This window comes from Chloroflexota bacterium (genome assembly GCA_009840625.1).
Lineage (GTDB): Bacteria > Chloroflexota > UBA11872 > UBA11872 > VXNJ01 > VXNJ01.
On the sequence record VXNJ01000009.1, the window covers coordinates 105,669 to 126,365 of the forward strand.

Sequence of the window (20,697 nt, forward strand, 5' to 3'; positions counted from 1 at the left end):
ACCTATCTGGCAGACCCCGGCCAGCAGTTAGTGCTTACAAGTTTTGACTCCCGGGTGCTGGCAGCTGCCCGCCCCCCTCAATGTCCCTACGATTCGGTCGGGGGCATTCGGGGAGAGATTCTGATTCCCGATTCGGCCGCGCTTATTCCCTGGCCGGAAATCGACCAATCCGCGAATGCCGGCGTTCGGCTCAGTCGGGCCCGATTTGTCCGCGCCAAGCCCGCAGCAGAGGAACCCGGGCCCCGACCGCCAGGGCCGAGCCCGAATAAACCCGGCCCGCGAACCAGATCGCCGGCGGCAGGGCGGCGACGTTGATCGCGCCGGCCAGCAGCGCCAGCGGCCACGACAGGGCCCCGCTCAGCACGAGCCCGGGGACCGCGAACTGGGACAGCATCGGCAGCATCGCCAGCGCCCGACCCCACCCCGTCTCGCCCAGCGGGGTGATCACCAGCATGTAGGCGACAAGGTACACCACCACGGAGACCAGGGTGACCGGCAGAACGGCCTGGTTCACGTCCTCGATCCTGGAGACGGTGGCCCCCAGCGCGGCGTAAAGGGCCGCGAAGAGGAAGTAGCCGACGACGAACCAGAAGATCGTCAGCAGGAGGATCCAGGCCGACCCGGCGTCGACGGTCAGCCGGATTCCGAGGCTGGAGGGGACGATCAAGCCGGCCGAGATGGCGACCGCTCCCACCAGGACCGAAAAGCTGACTAGACCGTACGCTCCGACGCCTAGGATCTTGCCGGCCATGAGCTGATAGGGGCGCAGGCTCGAAAGCAGGACCTCGATCACGCGGTTGCTCTTGTCGGCGACGACCGAATTGAGCACGTCGCTGGCAAACAGCGTGATGGCCACGAACATGAACACTGCCGACGATCCCGAAAGGCCCACCGCCAGTTCCTCGATTTCGAATTCGTCCGGCAGCTCCGGGGCCAGGAACCGCGCCAGGGCGAACGGCACGCCGATCAACAGCGCCAGCAACACCGCCAGGGTGACGAGTCGACGCCGGCTCTGCAGGCGCTGCGCGAGTTCGTAGGCGGCCACGACCCGGACGCCGTACCATATGCCGCGCAGGTCACCCATCGTCCAGGTCCCGTCCGCGCACCGCTTCCATAAATACCTCGGAGAGCGACGGCCGGGTGTAGGCAAATTCAATCACCCGTCCGGCCTCCAGCGCCGCCGCGAGCGCGGATTCCAGGTCCAGGTCCGCGCCGACCCGCAGGCCCACCGCTCCCTCGTCGGCGGCCACCAGCTCAGCGCCGGCTATCCGGCCCCACCAGCGCCCGGCCGGTTCAGCCAGCTCGACCCGCAGGCGCCGGTAGGCCGATGCGGATCGGATCCGATCGACCGGGCCGAATCGAAGCAGGTGGCCGGCGTCAACGATCGCAACGTCGTCTACCAGGTCCTGGACCAGGTCGAGCTGGTGGGACGAGAAGATCACCACCGCGCCGGCGGCGGCGCGATCGCGCACCAGTTCGGAAAGCGTTTCGGTGGCCAGCGGATCGAGTCCGGCGAACGGTTCGTCCAGGACCACCAGCTCGGGGTCGTGCAGCAGGGCCGCGGCCAGCTGAATCCGCTGCTGGTTGCCGTTGGAGAGGTTCTCGAGCGGGGTATCCGAACGGTCGGCCAGCCCCAGCCGCGCCAGCCAGTCGCCGGCCGCGGCGGCGGCCGACTCGCGGTCCATTCCGCGCAGCCGGCCCAGGTAGATTAGCTGCTCGCCCACCTTGGCGCGCGGATAGAGGCCGCGGTTCTCCGGCATGTAGCCGAAGCGCTGCAGCTGCCGCCGGCCGATCGGCCGATCCCGCCAGGTGACCCGGCCCCGGTCCAGGGACACAAGGTCGAAGATCGCGCGCATCGCGGTGGTCTTGCCGGACCCGTTCGGTCCCAGCAGCCCGAGGACTCTCCCGGCGCCGGCCTCGAGGTCCACGCCGCGCAGGGCGTGGATCCGGCCGAACCGCTTGTGCGCGTGTTCGATCCTGAGCATGCTGGACCGCCGCCGAATGCCCGGTTAGAAGGAGAAGGTTCTCGGCACCGGGTTGGTCCGGGCATAGGCCTGCGCGTCGTAGGCCTCGCGCAACAGCCGCTGCAGGACCGCGGCGTGTGCGGGGTCGCGCGAGAGGTCCTCGTGCTCCCAGGGGTCGGACTCCAGGTCGTAGAGCTCGCACACGTCCTTGCCGTGGTAGGTGACCAGCTTCCAGCGGCGGGTGCGGTACATGGTCGCGTGGGTCTGGTCGGCGTGGTTGATCGCCCCGTAGAACTCGGTCCGAACGTAGTCGCGATGGTCGCGTCCATCGTCCGCGCCCTCAAGCACCGGCAGCAGCGACTTGCCCTGCACGTGATAGGGGACCTCCATCCCCAGCGCCTCGTAGAGGGTGGGGACCAGGTCGGTCAGCTCGACCAGGCCTTCGCAGATCTTGTCCCCGGCGAAGCGGCCCGGCCAGGAGATCATCAGCGGCACGCGGACCAGGCCCTCGAAGAATCGGCAGCCCTTGAGGATCATGCCGTGGTCGCAGAGCGCCTCGCCGTGATCGGAGGTGAAGATCACGATCGTGTTATCGCGCTCGCCGATTGCTTCCAGGTGGTCCAGCAGGCGGCCGAATTCGTGATCGATCTGCTCGATCATGGCGTAGTAGGAAGCCTGGACCTTGCGGTGGTCCCATTCGCGTGGATGCTTTGGCTTGGACTGGAAATCGATCCCTGCGTCGACCAGACGCTGCTGGTGGGCGATGTCCGATTCGCGGAAGTGGGCACCCGGGAGCTCGTCCGGATCGTAGCGCCGGTAGTACTCGTAGGGGGCGTCGAACGGCGCGTGGGGATCGAACGGGTTCAACGTCAGCATCCAGGGCTGGTCGACGTTGCGGTTGGCGTTGATGAATTCGATCCCTTTTTCGGTGCACCAATGGGTCTGGTGCAGGTGAGGGGGAACGTTGTCGGCTTCGGCGGTCGGCTCGAAAAGGCCTCCGAAAGACTTGACTTCGGCACCGCGCCGGTAACTGGCCTGGCCGCCCCAATCGCCGGGTATCAACCCGGCCGGATCGCTGCCTTGCAAACGGATCCAGTCGGCATAGTCGTGGAAAGGCAGGTCCGGGCCCTTGTGCGAGTGCGAATACTGGAAGTAGCGGTAGCCGTCGTCGGTACGCTGCTCGGCGCCGCCGCCGGCGCCGGCCAGGTGCAGCTTGCCGACGTTGCCGACGTCGAAGCCCTCCCCGGCCAGCACCCGCGTGATCAGGCGAGAGGAGTGTTCCGGCGGAAAGTAGGGATTACCGTTGCCCAGAACCCCGAGCGCGCTCGGGTACATGCCGGTGAGAAAACTGGCCCGGCTGGGAGTGCAAATCTGGGTCTGGCAATGCGCGTGGGTGAACGTGACCGCAGTGTCCATGAACCGTTTCAACCGCGGCGTGTGTATGTGTTCGTTGTTGAGTCCTTCGATGGTGTCGAAGCGCTGCTGATCGGAGCAATACCAGAGGATGTTGGGGCGCTTGGGCATACGGAAACCGATCGGGGTCAGGGTCGCCACCGATTTTGGCTTTTTGGGCCGGGGGTTCGGCGCGAGGCGAGAATTTGGGCCAGTCAAATTGGCTTTTCACTCTTGGTCCGGCACCTGAGCAGGGCGGTTCGCCAATAGAGATCATCGTCGGCGTCACCCTGGCGCTGTTGCTAATTGCCGTCAATGGCGTGTACGCCGGAGCCCAGTTCGCACTCATCGCGGTGAACCGCTACCGCATTGAGCAGCGTGCCGAAGACGGTGACCGCCGCGCCGGCAGCGCCACCGCGCGACTTCGCAACCTGGCCTACGAACTCTCCGGGGCCCAGCTCGGCATCACCGTGACTTCGCTGGCGCTTGGGTTCGTCGCCGAACTGCTTTTTGCCCCTGCGCTCGAGAAATATCTCGGCGAGGCCGGAATCGGCGCCGGTTCCGGGGCCACCTTCGCGATCGGGTCGCTGGCCGTGCTGGTGCTGCTTTCATTCATTCAGATGGTCATGGGCGAACTGGTGCCGAAGAACTTCGCCCTGGCCCGGCCAGTGCAGATGACGTTGCTGCTGGCCCCGCTGCTGGGCCTGTCGAACCGCCTGACCCGGCCGCTGGTTTGGCTGCTGAACTACCTGGCCAATTTGTGCATTCGGGTGGTCGGGATGGAGCCATCCGATGAGCTGGCCGGGGTCCGCAATTCCGCCGACCTGCTGCGGGCGATCCGCTGGTCCTCGCGGGCCGGCTCGCTGCCCTCTAGCACGTCTCGTTTCGCCGAGGCGGTGGTGGCCTTTGACTCGCTGCTGGTGCGGGATGTTTTCACCCCGCGCAGCAATGTCATTTCGCTCCCCGACAATGCCACGATGGCCGACTTGGCTCGGGTCGTGAGCCAGCACGGCGTGGCGCGCATACCGGTGCTGATGCGGGGCAGCGAAGAAGTCCTTGGGGTTGTAACGGCAAGGGCGTTGCTTTCGATCGCCCGCCACGACCTGGCCAGTTTTCCGGTCCGTCTCTACATGCAGCCGATCCTGGCGACCCCGCCGACCGCGCCCGTCTACTCGGTCCTGCTGCGAATGCGTCGCCAGCAGAACCCGATGGCCGTGGCCTTGGACGAACACGGCGTCATGGCCGGCGTCCTGACCATCGAGGACGCGCTGCTGCCGCTGCTCATCGGGCGCGCCGGTTCCTCGGACGGACTGGCCCGACGAACCGTCCGCCTGGACGGGTTGGCGACGGCTTTGGAGTGCGAACAGGCGGCCGGTTTCACCCTTCCGCCCGGTCCCTACGAGACCCTGGCCGGGTTCCTGCTAATGGAATTCCAGCGCATTCCGGCGGCCGGCGACGTCCTCGAATACCGCGCCTGGCGATTCGAGGTGCTGGCCACCAACGGAATGCAGATCACAAGGGTGGCGGTGACTCCGCCGGTGGCGCCGTGATCGACCCGATCCTGGCCCTGGTCCTGGCGGCGGCGCTGCTTTGCCTTAACGCGTTTTACGTGGCGGCCGAATTTGCGGTCACCACCGCCGATCGGCCGCGCCTGGCCGAATTGGCCCAGCGCGGGTCCTGGGCCGGACGCATGGCCCAGAAATCGGCCAAGGAGCTCTCCCTGATGCTGGCCGGTGCCCAGCTGGGGATCACCGTCGCATCGATCGCGCTGGGGTTCGTGGCCGAGCCGGCGGTGGCCTTTCTCCTGGAGCTTGCGATCGGCCAGGTATGGGAACTGGAGCCGGCGACGTTGCACCTCATCGCGCTGCCAACCGCGCTGGCCCTGGTCACCGCCCTGCACATGGTGTTCGGCGAAATTCTGCCCAAGAACGTGGCGCTGACCCGCCCGACCGGGGTGGCGTTGGCCCTGGCGGTGGCCTTCCGGTTCTTCGCCAACGCAGTTCGCCCGATCATCTGGGTCCTGAACGGGGCCGCCAACCTGGTGGTGCGAATGTTCGGTATCGAACCCGAAGACGAAGTCGATATCGCCTATTCGCGCGATGACCTGGAATTCATCGTGGCCGACCTGAGCGCCGAGGGCCAACTGGACGAACCCGAACTGGAAATGCTTGAGCGGGCGCTTACCTTTTCCGGTATGCGCGTGCGCGAGGCGATGACGCCGCGACCGCAGATGGTCGCGGCCGCCGTTTCGTCCACGCCCATGCAGCTGGCCCGCATGGCGCAACGCAGCGGCTATTCACGCTTCCCGCTCTGGGAAGGCGACGCCGACAACATCGTCGGACTGGTCGACGTAGTCGACCTCTATCGGCTCAGCGCCCGTGACTGGGGCGCTCCGCTACCGCGTCCGGCAATCTCGCAATTGCCGGCAGTGTTCGAGAACGCACCGGTCGCCCAACTCCCGGCCATGATGCGCGCTTCGGCAACCGAGATGCTGCTCGTGGTCGATGAACACGGCGACGCTGCCGGGCTGGTCACCACCGAGGACCTGGCAGTGGCACTGGTGGGGGACCTCGCCGACCAGTCGGCCGACGATTCGGCCGATCTGCGGCAACTCGACGACGGCAACTGGACCGCAACCGGATTGACCCGCGCCAGCGAACTTGCCGAAGCGCTGGATCTGGAGCTTCCCGAGGGCGAGTTCGACACCGTCGCGGGTTTCGTGATCAATCAGCTGTCGGCGATCCCCGACGAAGGCGCGTTCTTTTCCTACCGCGGCTGGCTGGTGATGGTGACCCGCACCAGCGGCCCGCGCATCCTGGCGGTGCGCTTCATGCGCGATCCGAGCGCGTCGGCGCCGAGCGACGCGGACTCCGGCGCCGCTCCGGACTAGTCCTCCCCGCCGGCCTTGCCGCCCAACTCGATATCCAGCACCAGCAGCGCCGCCGCGTTGTCGCCGGCCAGTTCGAACCGGCGGACGATATCGTCGAACGTCTTTTCCTCTTCCACCTGTTCGGTCAGGAACCATTCCAGAAAAACGGCGGTCGGGCTGTCACCCTCGTCCAGCGCCATCTGGTGCAGCCGCTTTATGGACTCGGAAACGCCTTCTTCATTGCTTAAAGCGGTGCGAAAGGCATCGACCGCGCCGCTGAAGTCGCCGTACACGGCCGCGACAGGGCCGATCACGATCCGGCCGTTCCGATCCAGGACGTATTCATAGAGCCGCAACGCGTGGCCCCGTTCTTCGGCAGCCTGCGCCTCCATGAACGCTGAGCAACCGAGCAGGCTCTCGTTGTCGAACCAACCGGCCATCGCCAGGTATGCAAATTCGGCTGCAAATTCGTTTGATATCTGCTGGTTCAGCCCATCCAGCATGTCCTCCGACAGCGGCCCGAGGCCCCGTCCAGCGTCCTGCTTGCTCACTCCTGCTCCCGTCGCTTGATGGAGTTTTCCGATCTCTTCGCGGCGGCAAATACCCGGCTCCTGCCGCGCCCTCCGCCGCGTTTTCCACTTGTCAGATGTTGCCCGGTTAAACCGGCAAGGGACTTAGCAGTGGTTTAAGCCGATTTAGCCGGCGCTAACGTGATTGGGCCCCATACGGGGATTGCGCATATGGAAAAATCTGCATTGATCCGCATTTCGGCGCCGAGGACTCATGCCCGCTAACGACAACGTGGTTTTCATCCTCACCGACGACCAGGCAACCTGGGCGCTGGGGTGCTACGGCAACGACGAAATTCGCACTCCCAATCTCGACCGCCTGGCGGCCTCGGGGGTTCGCCTGGAGAATTTCTTCGTGGCCTCACCGGTGTGCTCGCCGTCGCGGGCCACATACCTGACCGGCCTGATCAACTCCCAGCACGGCGTGCATGACTGGGTTCGGGGCGACGCCAGCAACGAGATGCCCCCGGCGCTGCTGTCGGGGCGCACCACCTACGTGGACGTGATGGCGGCCAATGGTTATTCATGCTCGCTATCGGGTAAATGGCACCTTGGCGAGCAGGAACTTCCCCGCCACGGCTTCGCGCGCCACAACCTCCGCCGTTTCGGCGGCGGGTCCTACATCGACCCGGAGATGGTGCGCGACGGCGAACGCCACATCGCGCCGGGATACGCGAGCGACATCTTCACCGACGACGCGATTGAATTCATCCGGGCCAGCGCGCAGGGCGACGCCCCCTTCTACGCTTCCGTGCACTACACCGCCCCCCACAGCCCGTGGTACGGGCATCCACAGGAGATCGTCGATTCCTACGACGACTGCCCGTTTGAGTCCTGCCCGCAGGAGGAGCCGCATCCCTGGATGGCCGGGTCGCCGACGGAATTTAAGGGCGGCCGCGAAATGCTGAAGGGCTACTTTGCGGCCGTGACCGCTATGGACCTTGCCGTGGGCAGGATCATCGACACGCTCGAGGAACTGGGCCTGCGCGAACGCACCTTGGTGGTCTTCTGCTCCGACAACGGGTTCAATTTCGGCCACCACGGGGTCTGGGGGAAAGGAAACGGAACCTTCCCCTTCAACATGTACGAGACCTCGGTTAAGGTGCCCTGCATCTTCTCCCAGCCCGGCACGATCGAGCCCGGCCGGGTGTTCGAAGGCCTCCACTCCAACTACGACATGTACCCGACACTGCTCGATTACCTGGGGCTGCCGATCCCGGCGGGAGTGAACCTTCCGGGCAAGAGCCTGGCGGCCGCGCTGCAGGGCGATGAGCCCGACGATCATGCCGCGGTGGTGGTCTTCGACGAGTTCGGCGGGACGCGCATGATCCGCACCCGGCGCTGGAAATACATCCACCGCTATGACTTCGGCCCCTGCGAACTCTTCGACCTGCAGGAGGATCCCGGCGAGCGAAGCAATCTCTTCTACCACCCCGACCAGCAGGCGCGGATTGCCTCGATGCGCCGGATGTTGGAAAAGTTTTTCGCCGACTACGCCGAGGAGCAATTCGACGGTCGCGACCTTCTGGTCCGCGGTTTCGGCCAGGGCGCCGATCTGACCGGCGATCTTGCGGCCGACCGGGCCGTTTTCTACCAGGCCTGGGCCGATCCGAATCCCTTGCCGGTCCTGGCCAGCTTGCGGGAGCAGGGTCGATAGAAACCGGGTCACTGCTCTCGCACCTTGTCTGCTGCGAATGCGGTCGTCAGGGCGAGGCCGACCGCGTGCAGACGGTCTGTCCGGACTGCGGCGGATCGTGGCTGGCCGAGTACGCTCTCGAAGATTCGGGGCTCGACCGCACCGAAATCTCGCGCCGCCCGCGCGGGATGTGGCGCTACCGCGAGGTCCTGCCGGTCCGCCGAGAGGCCAACATCGTCGATCTCGGCGAGGGATCGACCCCCACCCTGCGGCTGCGCCGGATTGCAGGCGAACTGGGCCTCAAGGAACTCTGGCTGAAGGACGAGGGGTCCAACCCCACCGGAACGTTCAAGGCCCGCGGAGCTGCCGCCGCCTACTCACGGGCCCGCGAACTTGGAATCCGCGACATCGCCATGGGGACTGCCGGCAACGCCGGCAGCGCCCTGGCCGCGTACGCAGCGCCGGCCGGGATAGCCGCCCACGTGGCGATGCCGCGCTTCACCCCCGACCCGATAAAAGCCGAGTGCCGCGCCTACGGTGCCGAAGTGGTCGAGGTAGACGGCCCGATCTCAGTCGCCGGGAAGCTCATGTCCGAACGGGCCGCCGCCAACGGGTGGTTCGAGGGATCGACCCTTAAGGAGCCCTACCGGATCGAGGGCAAGAAGACGATGGGGTACGAGCTGGCCGAATTCTTCGGCTGGCAGATGCCGGATGTCGTCCTGTACCCGACCGGCGGCGGCGTGGGACTGATCGGAATTTGGAAGGCGGCCCTCGAAATGGCCCGTCTGGGTTGGCTAACGGGGCGAAAAATGCCGCGCCTGGTGGCCGTTCAGGCCAGCGGCTGCGACCCGATCGTGACCGCCTACGAGGCCGGTCACAGCACCGCCCAGGCCCCCGAGTCCCCCTACACCCTGGCGGCCGGCTTGTTGGTTCCGCTGCCCTACGGCCATCGCCTGGTGCTGCGGATCATCAAGGAGACTGGCGGGGTCGCGATTTCGGTCGAAGACTCGGAACTGGCCGGGGCCGTGCGGGAAATGGCCGAACGCGAAGGGCTGCTGCTTTGCCCGGAAGCGGCGGCTTTGCTGCCGGCGCTCAAGTCCCTGCTCGACTCCGGTGCCATCGACGCCGACGAGCGGGTCGTGCTGCTCTCCACCGGCAACGGGCTCAAGTACCCCCACGTCTTTAACGGCGCCTGATCAGTCATTTACCCCGCACCGGCGCGCAGGGCTGGTGAAGCGCTTGGGTAAACCGCGATCGCCGTGCCTGGGAAATTAGCGTACACGACCGCAGGGTGCCACCCGGCCCGAAGCGATCTGACGTTGCCGCCGAGATACTTCGGCCGGATTCGGCCAAGGCGACGCGGCGCAATGATTTAAGGTTTGGTGAAATAAGTTGCCGGGCGGAATCGGCTGATTCCAGAAAAGGTCGGGCGCTTATTGCGGTCGCCGCATGCGCGATGCTAGAGCGGCTCAATGCGTGCGGTGCAGTTCCAATCCGGTACCCGACAGTTGCCGACCTGGATCCAGGGGAGTGTGATTTATGAAGAGTGAAGGACGCGGATTGCCGGCGGCGGGCAAGGCCGCCGGCATTTCGCTAATGGCGGCGGTGGCGGTCATGATCGTCGCGACCCTGGTGAGTCCCGGCGTTTCCCTGATCGATCCGGTCGACCAGACCGATACCACCAGCGCGCTAGCGTCGCTGGGAGAAAACCCGAACCTGGGACACCTGACCACGCTGCTGGCAATGGTCTCGATGCTGCTCTATGCGCGCGGGTTTCTGGGCATATACCGGTCTGTCAGCAATGAGTCGGGTCTCGCCGCGACCCTCCTGCGAACCGGTATCGGGGTCAGCTTGTTCGGGTGGGCGATATTTACGGCCGCTATGGGCATGCGGCACATGGCGATCCACTTAACCCAACGCGCCGCCGAAGAGCCGGCAATGGCGGAGCAAATGCTCGCGGCGGCGGGCGGAGTTTTCATTGCCCTGACGGCCGTGCTGGTGGCGTTTCTGGCCATCTACCCGGTGGCGACCTTCCTCACCGGAATCGGCCTGGCTTTGCGATCGCGATCGATAGGCCTGCCGACGATATTGGGCTGGGGACTGGCGCTGGCCGGACTCCTGGCGATTGCCGTGTTTCATACAGCGCTGCACGTCCCCTCCTTTGACCCAGGGTTGATGCTGCAGACCAACAGCGCGGTGCTCTCCCTGGGAACGTTGCTGCTATTCCTGCTGGGATTCGCGATGTTCAGGGATCCGGCGACAAAGACTGACTGACCGCCAATAATTCCGTCCGCGATCGCGCGCCTCGTCCGCCGCTGCGCCGGACGATCGTCTGGGTAGCACGATTCCTCGCCGACGCGGCCGCAGCAGCAATATCGATTCCGGCCCCCCGCAACGCCGGGCCAGCGTCGCCCGGAACCGTCGGGCGGGGTATGACTACGAACTCGGCGAGCAGTTCGTGGCCGGGCTCGTTCTGGCCGGCACTGAAATCAAATCGGTGCGCCAGGGCAACGTTTCGATCGCCAACGCCTACATCAGAGTCGACGTGCGTGAGGCGTGGATACACGGCATGCACATTGCCCGCTACCGGCCGGCCGCGGACCGCAACCACGATCCCGACCGCCCGCGCAAGTTGCTGCTCAATCGCCGCGAACTGTTACGTATCCAGGTCCGTACGCAGCAGCAGGGTTATACGGCAGTCCCGCTTGAACTGCTGATCCAGGGTCGATTTGCCAAGTTGCGCTTTGCCATCGCGCGCGGCCGGAAACGCTGGGACAAGCGTGAAGCAATCTCGCGACGCGAGAATGAAACCCGTTTAAGGCGGCTGCTCAAACACGGCCGGGCCTGAGCCCGCCTGACACGTGTGAAGCGGCAGGCTTGCGAGAATTAATCAGGCGACCGCCATTCGCCCCCTGACCTAGTTTCAAGTCCCTTTCGATCTGCGCCCATGTCAACCAAATCGACCGCGGTCGCCGAGAACACCGCTGTGCTCCCGACGGGACTGGTTCTATCGCCGGATCTGCGCAGCGTCCTGGAATCGGCGCCTTCCGTTGCCTGGATCGAGAGCGGCGATCAGCTGCGCGACCTCTCCCTAGGCGGGGAGGGCGCGGACATTTTTGAAGTCGCCTACGACGTGCCCGGCAAGGGGCACGTGCCGGAGGCGACGGTAACCCGGACCCGCAACGGGGTAGCAGTCAATTTCCACGACCCCTACATGCGCCGGCGCGATCCCGACAGCATGGTGATCGGTGACCGCTTGGGTTCAGACAAGGTCAACATTTCCGACCGGCTCGAATTGGGAATGGACGAGCTGCGCGAGGCGGTGTTCGGCTGGCTCGCCGACCAGGACCTGCTGGTCCTGGCGATCCAGGCCGGAGGAGAGCGGCTCGGATATCCGGCGCTGCTGGTGGCTCCGCGCAACGCCGCCTTTTTCGCGGCCGGACTGGCCGAGCTGCAGCAGATGGTGCCCATATCGGAGCTGGGCGAAGAGTTTGAGCCGCGGGCCGTGATCTACCTGGCTCCGCCGTTCCGCCACCTGCACTGTGAGGGCCGCCAGGTGGTGGTTCACTGCCGCAGCGAGGCGATGCACGAAATCTTCTCCCTGAACCTTTACCTGGGCCCGAGCGCCAAGAAGGGGATTTACGGAGTCCTGCTGTCGATCGGCGAGGCCGAAAAATGGGTGACCGCGCACTGTTCGGTGGTGCAGGCGATCACGCCCTACGACAACATCGTCACGATCATGCACGAGGGACCTTCCGGGTGCGGGAAATCGGAAATGCTCGAATACCCGCACGTGGAAACCGACGGCCGGCTAATGCTGGGGCACAACCAAATCTCCGGCGAAATGCGTCATCTTTCGATCAACCAGTTCTGCCAGCTGCAGCCGGTCACCGACGACATGGCGCTCTGCCATCCATCAATCCAGGACCAATCCGGGCGCCTTACCGTCACCGACGCCGAGGCGGCCTGGTTCGTTCGCGTGGACCACATTCACGCCTACGGCGTTGATCCGTACCTGGAGCGCTTGTGCACGACGCCGCCACGTCCGATCCTTTTCCTGAACATCCACGCGGTTCCCAACGCCACCGCACTTATCTGGGAGCCGGTCGAGGACGCGCCCGGCCAGCCCTGCCCGAATCCGAGAGTGATCCTGCCGCGGGAAATCGTTCCGCAAGTCGTTAACGATCCGGTAAGCGTTGACGTTCGCAATTTCGGCCTGCGTCAACCGCCCTGCACCAGCAATGCTCCGACTTACGGGATCGTCGGGATGCTGCACTTCCTCCCACCCGCGTTGGCATGGCTCTGGCGCCTCGTGGCCCCACGCGGTTATCTGAACCCCAGCATCGTCGGCGGGTCGGGTCTCGAATCCGAAGGGGTGGGTTCGTACTGGCCGTTCGCAACCGGTCGCCGGGTCGACCAGGCCAACCTCTTGCTGGACCAGATGGTGTCAGCTCCCAACACCCGCTACACGCTCACGCCCAACCAGAACATCGGCGCCTGGCGGGTTGGTTTCATGCCGCAGTGGATGGTTCGGGAGTACCTCGCGCGGCGCGGCGGCGCCCATTTCCGGCAGGACCAGATCTCGCCGGCCCGCTGCTCGCTGCTCGGCTACGCGATGGATCAAATGCGGATCGAGGGCCAGTTGATCGACCGCTGGTTCACCCAGGTGGACACCCAGCCGGAAGTCGGCGAGGAGGCCTACATGATCGGCGCCGGTCGTCTGACCGAGTTCTTCAAGGCGACGCTGCGCTCAGATTTCAGCCACCCCGAGCTTGCTTCCCTGGGCCGAGAGATCATCGAATGCGCCCTCGACGATGGCGGCGTTGCCGATTATGAAAAGTTGATGCCGGCAGGCGGCCCAGCCTAGTCCCGCCGCGGTTCGGGGATCCCAGACGGGCGAGCTCTCATCAGAACCATTTCCAGCTTGATCAGTGACCGGCAACTGCCGGTCATCTACGAATCCCTGCCCCCGGCGCTGGGCGGAAAGGGCGATCCGGTCCACGCGGCCGCGGCGCTGGCGCGGACCCTGACCGGTTTCGGCGACATCGTCGACGCAGTGCTGGTGCCACAGGTCGAAGACGAATCGGGCGGCGGCCTGGAGGTTGAGCGTTATGTAAAGGACGACGCGATTGCGTTCGTGGCCCGCTACCTTGAGGCGGCGCAGGCGCCAGCACCACCAACTGCCATAGTTGCCCAGCCGCTGACCCACCTGGGGGGTGCGGCGATCGAATCGCTATTGGACAGGGTCGCCGGGGCCGGAATCGGCGCGTTGGCGGTGGTGGGCCCGTCGAGCCGCGACCAGGCCAGCGTCAATCCGACCTCGACCGTCGCGGCGATCGCCCGCTGCGCCGCCGATCCCAGGATTCGGACCGGGGCAATTGCGATCCATGCCCGCAATGCCGAACCCGCCCGGATGCTGGCCAAGGCCGGGGCCGGGGCCGAGTTCTTTCTCTCGCAGATCTACTATGACGCCGACAGCATGGCGGCCACTATCGCGGCCTACGGTCGAACCTGCCGTGAGGCCGACGTCAAACCGGCACGACTGTTTCTGAGCCTGGTTCCGGTCATATCGCCACCCACCGCGCGCCTGATGGCTCGGGTGATCAACCCCGGGCGGCGCCTCTCCGAGCCGGCGGCCGCAATTCCCTCGGCCGCGGTCGGGCCCGGGACGGTCGACTACCTGCATGACCTCTTGGCGGCCACGCTCGAAGCAGGTTCCGCGGCCGGGGTGCCGCTGGGCGTTTCGATCGGACACGTGACCGAACGGAACGTCCGGCTATCGTTGGAGCTGCTATCCGTGGTGGGGCAATTCAAGTAGGACGTGCCGGCCAGGTGGAGCGGGCGATTAACGCGCATTCCAACGGGCGAGCAGCGTCAGGGCGGCCGCCACTTCATTAACACCGCTGAGCCGGTAACCGGCCGCAGTCGGACGCGTCCGCCGCGCCACCAGAACGCCGATTCCAAGGGGATCGACTGCCGCAAAAGCCCCTTCGTCACTCACGTCGTCACCGAAGTAAACCGGGATGCGCGGGGCGTTGCCGCCGGGGTCCAAACGGTCCAGATACCACTGCACCGCGCCGCCCTTGCCGGGCGCCGCCGCCGGCACGAACTCGAACACCTTGCGGCCGGCCATCATGCTCAGCTCCGGGAACTCCCCGGCCAGGATCTGAATGCGCCGCCGCAGATCCGGCAACTTGCCCTGATCGCGCAGGTTGCGGTAGTGCAGCACCAGCGCCTGCGGTTTTTCTTCAATCCAAGAACCGGCGAACTCCCGCGCAACGGCGGCTATGCGGCCGCGCAACTGCCCCAGCTCGGGAGCGCTTTCGCCAAAGGGATTGATGGTCTGGCCGCCGGGGAACCGGGCTTCCTGCCCGTGGCTGCCGAAAAACGTTGCACGCGGGATCGCAATCAGGGTCTGCAAATCTTCGAGCCCACGCCCGCTGACTATGGCGATCGGGGTATCGGCCGACATACGATTCAGGGCCGTGAGCGCGGCCGGTTCCGGCCTGGCGTCGCCGGGGCGATCGCAGATCCGGGCCAGGGTGCCGTCGAAGTCGAGCAGCAGCGCGAGCGGTTCGCGCGCCGCCAGCAGGGACCGAACCAACGCCCCCAGTCCGGGCAATCCCGAACCGGTTTTTGAGGTTTCTTGCGGCAACCGTATTCGCCCCTTCAAGTGCTCCGCAGTGTATGCGAGCGGATTATGCGGGCAGTCGCCGGGGTCAATTCCGACGAACCACCCCTGCCGATTGCAACCCGCGGCCCCGGTTGAATCGCGCGCGGAAATCGGGCCAATTGGTCGAATAAGGAATAATCAGGTCAATTGCCGCAGATGACATTTGGCGAGAGTTGCAATTGGGCAGTGGGGAAACGATGAAAAAAATTGGCACGGTCTTAATTACGGTGGTCGTTCTTGCCGCCCTAGCGGCGATTCTGGCGGCCTGCAACGGGGAGGAAGCCGAACCGACGACGGCGCCGGCTCCGGCTCCGGCAACTCCCGCCCCGGCACCCGAACCTGAACCGGAGCCAGCCGCCCCGGCCGAGCCGTTCCGAATTGGCGTAATGGAATCGCTGACCGGTCCCGGCGAGACGTATGGAACCGTCGCGGTCCAGGCCAAACAGATGGCGGTTGACGAGATAAACGCCGCCGGCGGAATCAACGGTCGGCCCTTGGAGCTGGTGGTCGAGGATTCCAAATGCAACGCCCAGGACTCGATAACGGCTTACCGGAAACTGACCGACGTCGACGGAATCAAGATCATCCTCGGGACGTCCTGCTCCGGGGCGATGCTGGGCGCCGCTCCGCTGGCCGAGGAAGAGGGCGTCATTCTGTTCTCGGGCCTGGCGACCAATCCAGACATTGCCGAGGCCGGGGACTACATCTTCCGCACCTCGCTTAACGACATCCTGGTCGGCATCGACACCGGCAACACGCTGTGGGCCGACGGGGTTCGCCAACTGGCCACTATCACCGAATCCACGGATTACGCCGAGGGCGTAAGGCGCACTACGGTCGAGCAGTTCGAAAAACGCGGCGGGGAGGTGGTCGCGGCCGAGCAGTATGCATCGGATGTGACCGATTTCCGCAGCCAGTTGACCAAACTGGTAGCCGCCCAGCCCGACGCCATCCATATCTCCGCACAAGGCGAGTTTGCCGGCGGGACGGTGATCAAGCAGCTTCGGGAGATCGGCTACGACGGACCGCTTTATTCGGAAATAGTGCCGGCCGGTACGACCGCGCTGGAGATTGCCGGCGACGCCGCAACCGGACTGAAAGCGGTCTTCGTCGATCTCGACCCGGCCAATGCCAAGGGCCAGGAGGTTCTCGGTAATTTCAGGGCCCGCTACGACTACGTGACTCTGCCTTGGTACCTGGGATCGGCCTACGATGACGTCTACATCGCCGCCGAGTGCTTGAAGCAAACCGGCGACGACCAGGACGCCGACGGGTTCCGCGACTGCATGTATGCGATCACCTGGAGCGGTGCGATCGGCACCGATTACAGCTTTGACGAGAAGGGCGAAGTAGTCGGCCTGTCCAATGTGGTCGTCGAAATCCTGCCTGTAGCCGAGCGCACTGAGGAAAACTACGGATACCGCGTACTGGGGCCGGCCCCGACCGAATAGCGGCCAGAGCCGCCGCCCGCCCGCACGGCCGTGATCAGTAACCCGGTCGCAGCGCTCCGCAACCAGGGGCGGCTGGCCGCGATCGGGTTGTCGCTGCTGGTGGTTGCCTACCTGGCCTGGAAGGTGGGGCAGTCGCCGCAGCAGGCACTTCAGTTTGCGTTCAATGGACTGGCGGTGGGGGCGATTTACGCGCTCCTGGCGATGGGCTTCACGCTTGTCTACAGCACGGTCTGGTTCTTCGATCTTTATTACGGCGCGGCCGCGACGCTGGGTGCCTACGGCGTCTTTTATCTACGGTCTTCGGACGCCCTTTACGGCCGCTATGAGGTGGCCAATCCAGTCATCAACATCGTCCTTGCGGTGGTGGTCGGCGGCGTAATCGCCTGGGCGGTGCACGCCGGGCCGCTGGCCCGACTGCAGGACAAGCTGCCGAAGCCTGCCTACCGCGGCGTGGTCGCCGCGCTGGGGCTCTCGGGCGGCGCCTACACCCTCGCCCTGCTTTCATACCCCGAACACCTGCGACTGCTGCTGGCTCCGGCGATCGGGTTGGCGGTGGCGGTTCTGGCCGGACGGCTGGTTATTTGGCTCCTGGGGCAAATCACCGCCGGAACCGGAAATGGCGCCAAGGCGCTGGCGGGTATGGTCGGAATCGCTTGCGGCATCGCGGCCGGATTCCTGCTGGCCGGGGCGGACGGGTCGGAACTCTACCTGAGCTGGCTGCTCACGTGCCTCCTAGCCGGCTCGGTCGGCCTGGCGCTTTACCGCGGGTTGTACGTCCACATGCGCGAACGGGCCAATTCGCCGCTGATCATGTTGGTTGCCTCGCTCGGGGTGTTGCTGAGCTTTACCGCGTTTATTTCGATCGCCTTCGAGAGCGCGCCGCGGCCGTTGCCGGAAACTTTCGGATCGACTTCGATAAGCGTGGCCGGAGCCTACATAAAGGGATTCAACATCTTTGCGATCGGCGTCGCCCTGCTGGGGTTCGCGGCCATGTGGATCATGCTGCAAAAAACCGCGTTCGGGCGGGCGGTGCGGGCCATCGGCGACGATGAACAGGTTGCCAAGGTGGTCGGAATCAACACGGTAGTGGTCGTATCGATCGTCTTTTTCATCGGCGCCGCCTACGCCGCCCTGGCCGGCCTGCTGAGCGGACACGATACCGCGATTCAACCGAAGATGGGGCTGCTGCTGCTGCTCAAAGGCTGGATCGCTTCCGTGGTCGGCGGTATCGGCAATCTCTACGGGGCGATCCTGGGCGGGTTCGTACTGGGAATGGTCGAGCAGTTCGGCATCTGGGACCTGGCCGGCGAATGGCGCGACGCGATAGCTTTCGTCCTGCTGATCCTTTTCCTGTCCTTCTGGCCGAACGGCCTCCTGCCCCGGAAATAGGCCGTGTTCGAGGGTTCGTCGCTGCAGTCCGGATTACGGCACTTGCAGGCAGACCCGCGCGGGTTCTGCGTTGCCCACCTGGGCAGCATCGAGCTGTGGGCAACCGTGGTGGTCATCGGGTGGGCCTTTGCGTTCATGCTCTGGCAGGGCGTTGGGTTTGCGATCACGGTGGGCACGGTGTTCGGGATCTGGGCGATTCTTGCCGTCAGCCTGAACCTTGTGCTGGGATTCACCGGCCTGCTGTCGGTCGGGCACATCGGATTCTTCGGCGTCGGCGCCTATGCGGTAGCGATCCTGACCTCCGATCCCGCCTATGAGCAGCTCCGAACTGAATCGATTCCGACTTACGGTTGGCCCTTTTTCGCCGCCCTGCCGATCAGCGTCCTGGCGGCCGGGCTAGTGGCCCTGGCGGTAGGGATCGCCTTCAACCGTTTCCGCGACGACATCTACGTCCTGGTCTCGTTCGGCTTCGCCATCATCGCCTTCAACGTGTTCCTGAATTGGCGGGGCGTTACCCGCGGGGCATTTGGGATCCACGAGATCGCCACCCCGGCCGTAGGCGGCTGGGTGTTTGACGGCGAACTTGAATTCCTGATTCTGGTGCTTGCGTTTCTCGGACTTGCCGTGCTGATCTCCTATCTGCTGGTAACTTCCTCGTTCGGACGGGTGCTGACGGCAATCCGCGAGGACGAGACGGCAATCGAGGTCTTCGGCTACCGCGCGACCCACTACAAACTTTCCATCTGGGTAATTTCGGCAATGATGGCCGGATTGGCGGGCGGGCTGTTCGCCAGTTGGACAAGCTTCATCGACCCGAACTCGTTCCTGCTGCTGGAATCGGTTCTGCTGGTTTCAATCGTGATCCTGGGCGGACTGGCATCGATCCGCGGTTCGCTGATCGGCGCGATGGCGTTCGTGCTGCTTGAGGAAGGGATGAGGTTCATCCCGTTCATTCCTACCGAGTACGTCGGTCAGGGGCGGCAGGTGGTGCTGGGCATCATGCTGGTCCTGCTCATGCTCTACCGACCACAGGGCCTGGTCGGAAGGTACCGGCTGTGAACGAACCCGGGCAATCCGGGGCGGAGTCCCACGCCCTTCAAACCGATGGCATTTCCAAGCACTTCGGCGCGGTCCGCGCGATTGACGAACTGACTCTCGCCATCAGGCGGGGCGTGACCACCAGCGTCGTCGGACCCAACGGATCCGGCAAATCGACGCTGGTCAACGTCCTCAGCGGAGTCCTGCCGCTCGACGGCGGGCTGGTGATCATCGACGGGCAAGGTTTACGGGTCGTTCGCTCGCACGACATATCGCAGCGCGGCCTGACTCGTACCTTCCAGGAGGTGCGCCTTTTCGACCAGATCAAGGTGATCGACAACATCCTCGTGGTCCTGACCGAGCGGCGCCTGGTCCCCGCGCTTCTGCAGCGGCGCAACCGGGGCCTTTACGGACGGGCGCGCGAGATTCTGGAGTTGGTCGGCATGTGGGAGAAGCGGGACGCGCTGGCCGGCGAACTCTCCTACGGCCAGCGCAAATTGATCGAGATCGGCCGCGCCCTGGCGATGGGCGCCGAAATCTATCTCCTCGATGAGCCGTTCGCCGGCCTGTTTCCGCAGATGGTCGAACGGGTGAAAGCCATCCTGCGGCAAATGCGCGAAGAAAGGCGCACCATCGTGTTCATCTCGCACAACATGGAGATAGTGCGCGAACTTTCCGACCAAATCGTGGTCCTGGAAAGCGGCTCGCTGCTGGCCGAAGGCCAAGTCGAACCGGTGCTGGCAAGCCCGGAAGTCATCGAGGCCTATCTTGGTGAATGACCGGGTGCAGCGGTGATGCTGCTCGAACTGGAAAACGTCTCCGTCCGCTACGGAGCGGTCAACGCTCTAGCCCAGGCCTGTATCCGGGCCGGCGGCGGCGAGATGGTCGCGGTGATGGGTCCCAACGGGGCCGGCAAGTCGACCGTCCTGAAGGCGGTGATGGGGCTGGCGCCGGTGGTTGAGGGAACGGTTCGCTGGCGCGGCCGGCCGCTGGCGGCGGCGACCCACCAGATTGTCAAGCAGGGAATCGCGTTCGTGCCCCAGGGGCGCAGGGTGTTCACGCACCTGACGGTGGAGGAAAACCTGGAGATGGGATGTCTATATCTGGGCGATCGCCGCGAACGGCGGCGGCGGCTTGATTCGGTGCTCGATCTGTTTCCGGTCCTGGGCCAGAAGCGGGGCGATCTGGCCAGCCAGATGTCGGGCGGGCAGCAACAGATGCTGGCGCTGGGGCGCGGGCTCATGGCCGCTCCGCAAGTGCTGCTATTGGATGAACCGACCCTGGGACTGGCCCCCATCGTGGTCAAGGAGGTGTTCGCCAAGGTCTCCGAAATCAACCGCCGCCTGGGTACCACCACCCTGATAGTCGAGCACAACATCAAGGGGGTGCTCGACATCGTCGACCGGGCCTATGTGCTCGATCGCGGGCGAGTGGTCCATGACGGTGACCCGCAAACGGTCCGCGAATCCGACATCCTGACCGAAGTGTTTCTGGGCGCGGCCTGACAACCCGCGACGGGGTTTGCTATCCCGGCCGCCGGGCAGGCAGCGCGCCAGTGGGAGCGGGGGACGGGGCTCGAACCCGCAACATCCAGCTTGGAAGGCTAGCGCTCTACCAGTTGAGCTACCCCCGCCGGAGCGCCAGATTTTAGTAGCCGTCCGGTTGGCATGTGGTAGGCTCCTCCCCATTTTTTGATTATCATGGCGGCACGGCAGT

18 protein-coding genes and 1 tRNA gene are annotated in these 20,697 nt (G+C 65.1%); 13 read left to right on the forward strand and 6 right to left on the reverse strand.

Annotated features, from left to right (window positions below):
- Positions 1-190: 190 nt before the first annotated feature.
- From F4X41_06180 to F4X41_06190, 3 genes are read right to left on the reverse strand one after another with little or no spacing between them, the layout of a single operon-like run.
- The gene (locus F4X41_06180; GenBank protein MYB16608.1) at positions 191-1,084 is read right to left on the reverse strand and encodes an ABC transporter permease; all 894 of its coding nucleotides are present in this window, start codon (positions 1,082-1,084) and stop codon (positions 191-193) included.
- Entirely contained in the window at positions 1,077-1,985 is a 909-nt protein-coding gene (locus F4X41_06185; GenBank protein ID MYB16609.1) for an ATP-binding cassette domain-containing protein, read from the reverse strand. Before F4X41_06185 ends, F4X41_06180 begins: the two co-directional genes overlap by 8 nt.
- Before the next feature lie 24 nt (positions 1,986-2,009).
- Positions 2,010-3,488 carry a sulfatase-like hydrolase/transferase gene (locus F4X41_06190; protein ID MYB16610.1) on the reverse strand — a complete coding sequence of 493 codons (1,479 nt, stop codon included), beginning with the start codon at positions 3,486-3,488 and terminating at the stop codon, positions 2,010-2,012.
- Between the two features lie 74 nt (positions 3,489-3,562).
- Here F4X41_06190 and F4X41_06195 point away from each other — a divergent pair, with 74 nt between their 5' ends.
- Complete coding sequence (locus F4X41_06195; GenBank protein MYB16611.1) at positions 3,563-4,906, forward strand: HlyC/CorC family transporter; 1,344 nt, start codon at positions 3,563-3,565, stop codon at positions 4,904-4,906.
- Entirely contained in the window at positions 4,714-6,246 is a 1,533-nt protein-coding gene (locus tag F4X41_06200) for an HlyC/CorC family transporter (protein ID MYB16612.1), read from the forward strand. Before F4X41_06195 ends, F4X41_06200 begins: the two co-directional genes overlap by 193 nt.
- Here F4X41_06200 and F4X41_06205 read toward each other — a convergent pair.
- Positions 6,243-6,776: a ferritin gene (locus tag F4X41_06205; protein ID MYB16613.1), complete on the reverse strand. Its 534-nt coding sequence runs from the start codon at positions 6,774-6,776 to the stop codon at positions 6,243-6,245. The genes F4X41_06200 and F4X41_06205 overlap by 4 nt on opposite strands.
- Positions 6,777-7,008: 232 nt before the next feature.
- Between F4X41_06205 and F4X41_06210 the strand changes: the two genes are divergently transcribed.
- From F4X41_06210 to F4X41_06235, 6 genes are all read left to right on the forward strand, one after another.
- The gene (locus F4X41_06210; protein MYB16614.1) at positions 7,009-8,451 is read left to right on the forward strand and encodes a sulfatase-like hydrolase/transferase; all 1,443 of its coding nucleotides are present in this window, start codon (positions 7,009-7,011) and stop codon (positions 8,449-8,451) included.
- A complete protein-coding gene (locus tag F4X41_06215) occupies positions 8,448-9,626 on the forward strand; it encodes a threonine synthase (GenBank protein ID MYB16615.1) in 1,179 nt (392 codons plus the stop codon). Before F4X41_06210 ends, F4X41_06215 begins: the two co-directional genes overlap by 4 nt.
- Before the next feature lie 343 nt (positions 9,627-9,969).
- Positions 9,970-10,704 carry a hypothetical protein gene (locus F4X41_06220; GenBank protein ID MYB16616.1) on the forward strand — a complete coding sequence of 245 codons (735 nt, stop codon included), beginning with the start codon at positions 9,970-9,972 and terminating at the stop codon, positions 10,702-10,704.
- A gap of 100 nt (positions 10,705-10,804) precedes the next feature.
- Positions 10,805-11,278: an SsrA-binding protein SmpB gene (smpB, locus tag F4X41_06225; protein MYB16617.1), complete on the forward strand. Its 474-nt coding sequence runs from the start codon at positions 10,805-10,807 to the stop codon at positions 11,276-11,278.
- Positions 11,279-11,377: 99 nt separating this feature from the next.
- On the forward strand, positions 11,378-13,297 hold the full coding sequence (locus F4X41_06230) for a DUF4914 family protein (protein MYB16618.1): 1,920 nt from the start codon (positions 11,378-11,380) through the stop codon (positions 13,295-13,297).
- A gap of 57 nt (positions 13,298-13,354) precedes the next feature.
- Positions 13,355-14,248 (forward strand): hypothetical protein, encoded by an 894-nt coding sequence (locus tag F4X41_06235; protein MYB16619.1) that lies wholly within the window; start codon positions 13,355-13,357, stop codon positions 14,246-14,248.
- Between the two features lie 27 nt (positions 14,249-14,275).
- Here F4X41_06235 and otsB read toward each other — a convergent pair whose 3' ends face one another.
- Entirely contained in the window at positions 14,276-15,232 is a 957-nt protein-coding gene (gene otsB, locus F4X41_06240; GenBank protein MYB16620.1) for a trehalose-phosphatase, read from the reverse strand.
- Between the two features lie 257 nt (positions 15,233-15,489).
- On the opposite strand from otsB, the gene F4X41_06245 reads away from it, so the two are divergent.
- The 5 genes from F4X41_06245 to F4X41_06265 are packed head-to-tail and all read left to right on the forward strand — an operon-like array spanning position 15,490 to position 20,486.
- Positions 15,490-16,554: an ABC transporter substrate-binding protein gene (locus tag F4X41_06245; protein ID MYB16621.1), complete on the forward strand. Its 1,065-nt coding sequence runs from the start codon at positions 15,490-15,492 to the stop codon at positions 16,552-16,554.
- 30 nt (positions 16,555-16,584) lie between these two features.
- Positions 16,585-17,943 (forward strand): hypothetical protein, encoded by a 1,359-nt coding sequence (locus F4X41_06250; protein ID MYB16622.1) that lies wholly within the window; start codon positions 16,585-16,587, stop codon positions 17,941-17,943.
- 42 nt (positions 17,944-17,985) lie between these two features.
- Positions 17,986-19,002 carry a branched-chain amino acid ABC transporter permease gene (locus F4X41_06255; GenBank protein ID MYB16623.1) on the forward strand — a complete coding sequence of 339 codons (1,017 nt, stop codon included), beginning with the start codon at positions 17,986-17,988 and terminating at the stop codon, positions 19,000-19,002.
- Positions 18,999-19,760 carry an ABC transporter ATP-binding protein gene (locus F4X41_06260; protein MYB16624.1) on the forward strand — a complete coding sequence of 254 codons (762 nt, stop codon included), beginning with the start codon at positions 18,999-19,001 and terminating at the stop codon, positions 19,758-19,760. Before F4X41_06255 ends, F4X41_06260 begins: the two co-directional genes overlap by 4 nt.
- 15 nt (positions 19,761-19,775) lie before the next feature.
- Entirely contained in the window at positions 19,776-20,486 is a 711-nt protein-coding gene (locus F4X41_06265; GenBank protein MYB16625.1) for an ABC transporter ATP-binding protein, read from the forward strand.
- Between the two features lie 55 nt (positions 20,487-20,541).
- On the opposite strand, the gene F4X41_06270 is transcribed toward F4X41_06265, so the two are convergent.
- Positions 20,542-20,614, reverse strand: a tRNA-Gly gene (locus tag F4X41_06270).
- Between the last annotated feature and the right edge of the window lie 83 nt (positions 20,615-20,697).

Coding starts and splice junctions, on each gene's coding strand:
- F4X41_06190 (MYB16610.1), bottom strand. CDS start 3,488: ATGCCCAAGCGCCCCAACATCCTCTGGTATTGCTCCGATCAGCAGCGC.
- F4X41_06230 (MYB16618.1), top strand. CDS start 11,378: ATGTCAACCAAATCGACCGCGGTCGCCGAGAACACCGCTGTGCTCCCG.
- F4X41_06220 (MYB16616.1), top strand. CDS start 9,970: ATGAAGAGTGAAGGACGCGGATTGCCGGCGGCGGGCAAGGCCGCCGGC.
- F4X41_06245 (MYB16621.1), top strand. CDS start 15,490: ATGGAATCGCTGACCGGTCCCGGCGAGACGTATGGAACCGTCGCGGTC.
- F4X41_06265 (MYB16625.1), top strand. CDS start 19,776: ATGCTGCTCGAACTGGAAAACGTCTCCGTCCGCTACGGAGCGGTCAAC.
- F4X41_06180 (MYB16608.1), bottom strand. CDS start 1,084: ATGGGTGACCTGCGCGGCATATGGTACGGCGTCCGGGTCGTGGCCGCC.
- F4X41_06210 (MYB16614.1), top strand. CDS start 7,009: ATGCCCGCTAACGACAACGTGGTTTTCATCCTCACCGACGACCAGGCA.
- F4X41_06185 (MYB16609.1), bottom strand. CDS start 1,985: ATGCTCAGGATCGAACACGCGCACAAGCGGTTCGGCCGGATCCACGCC.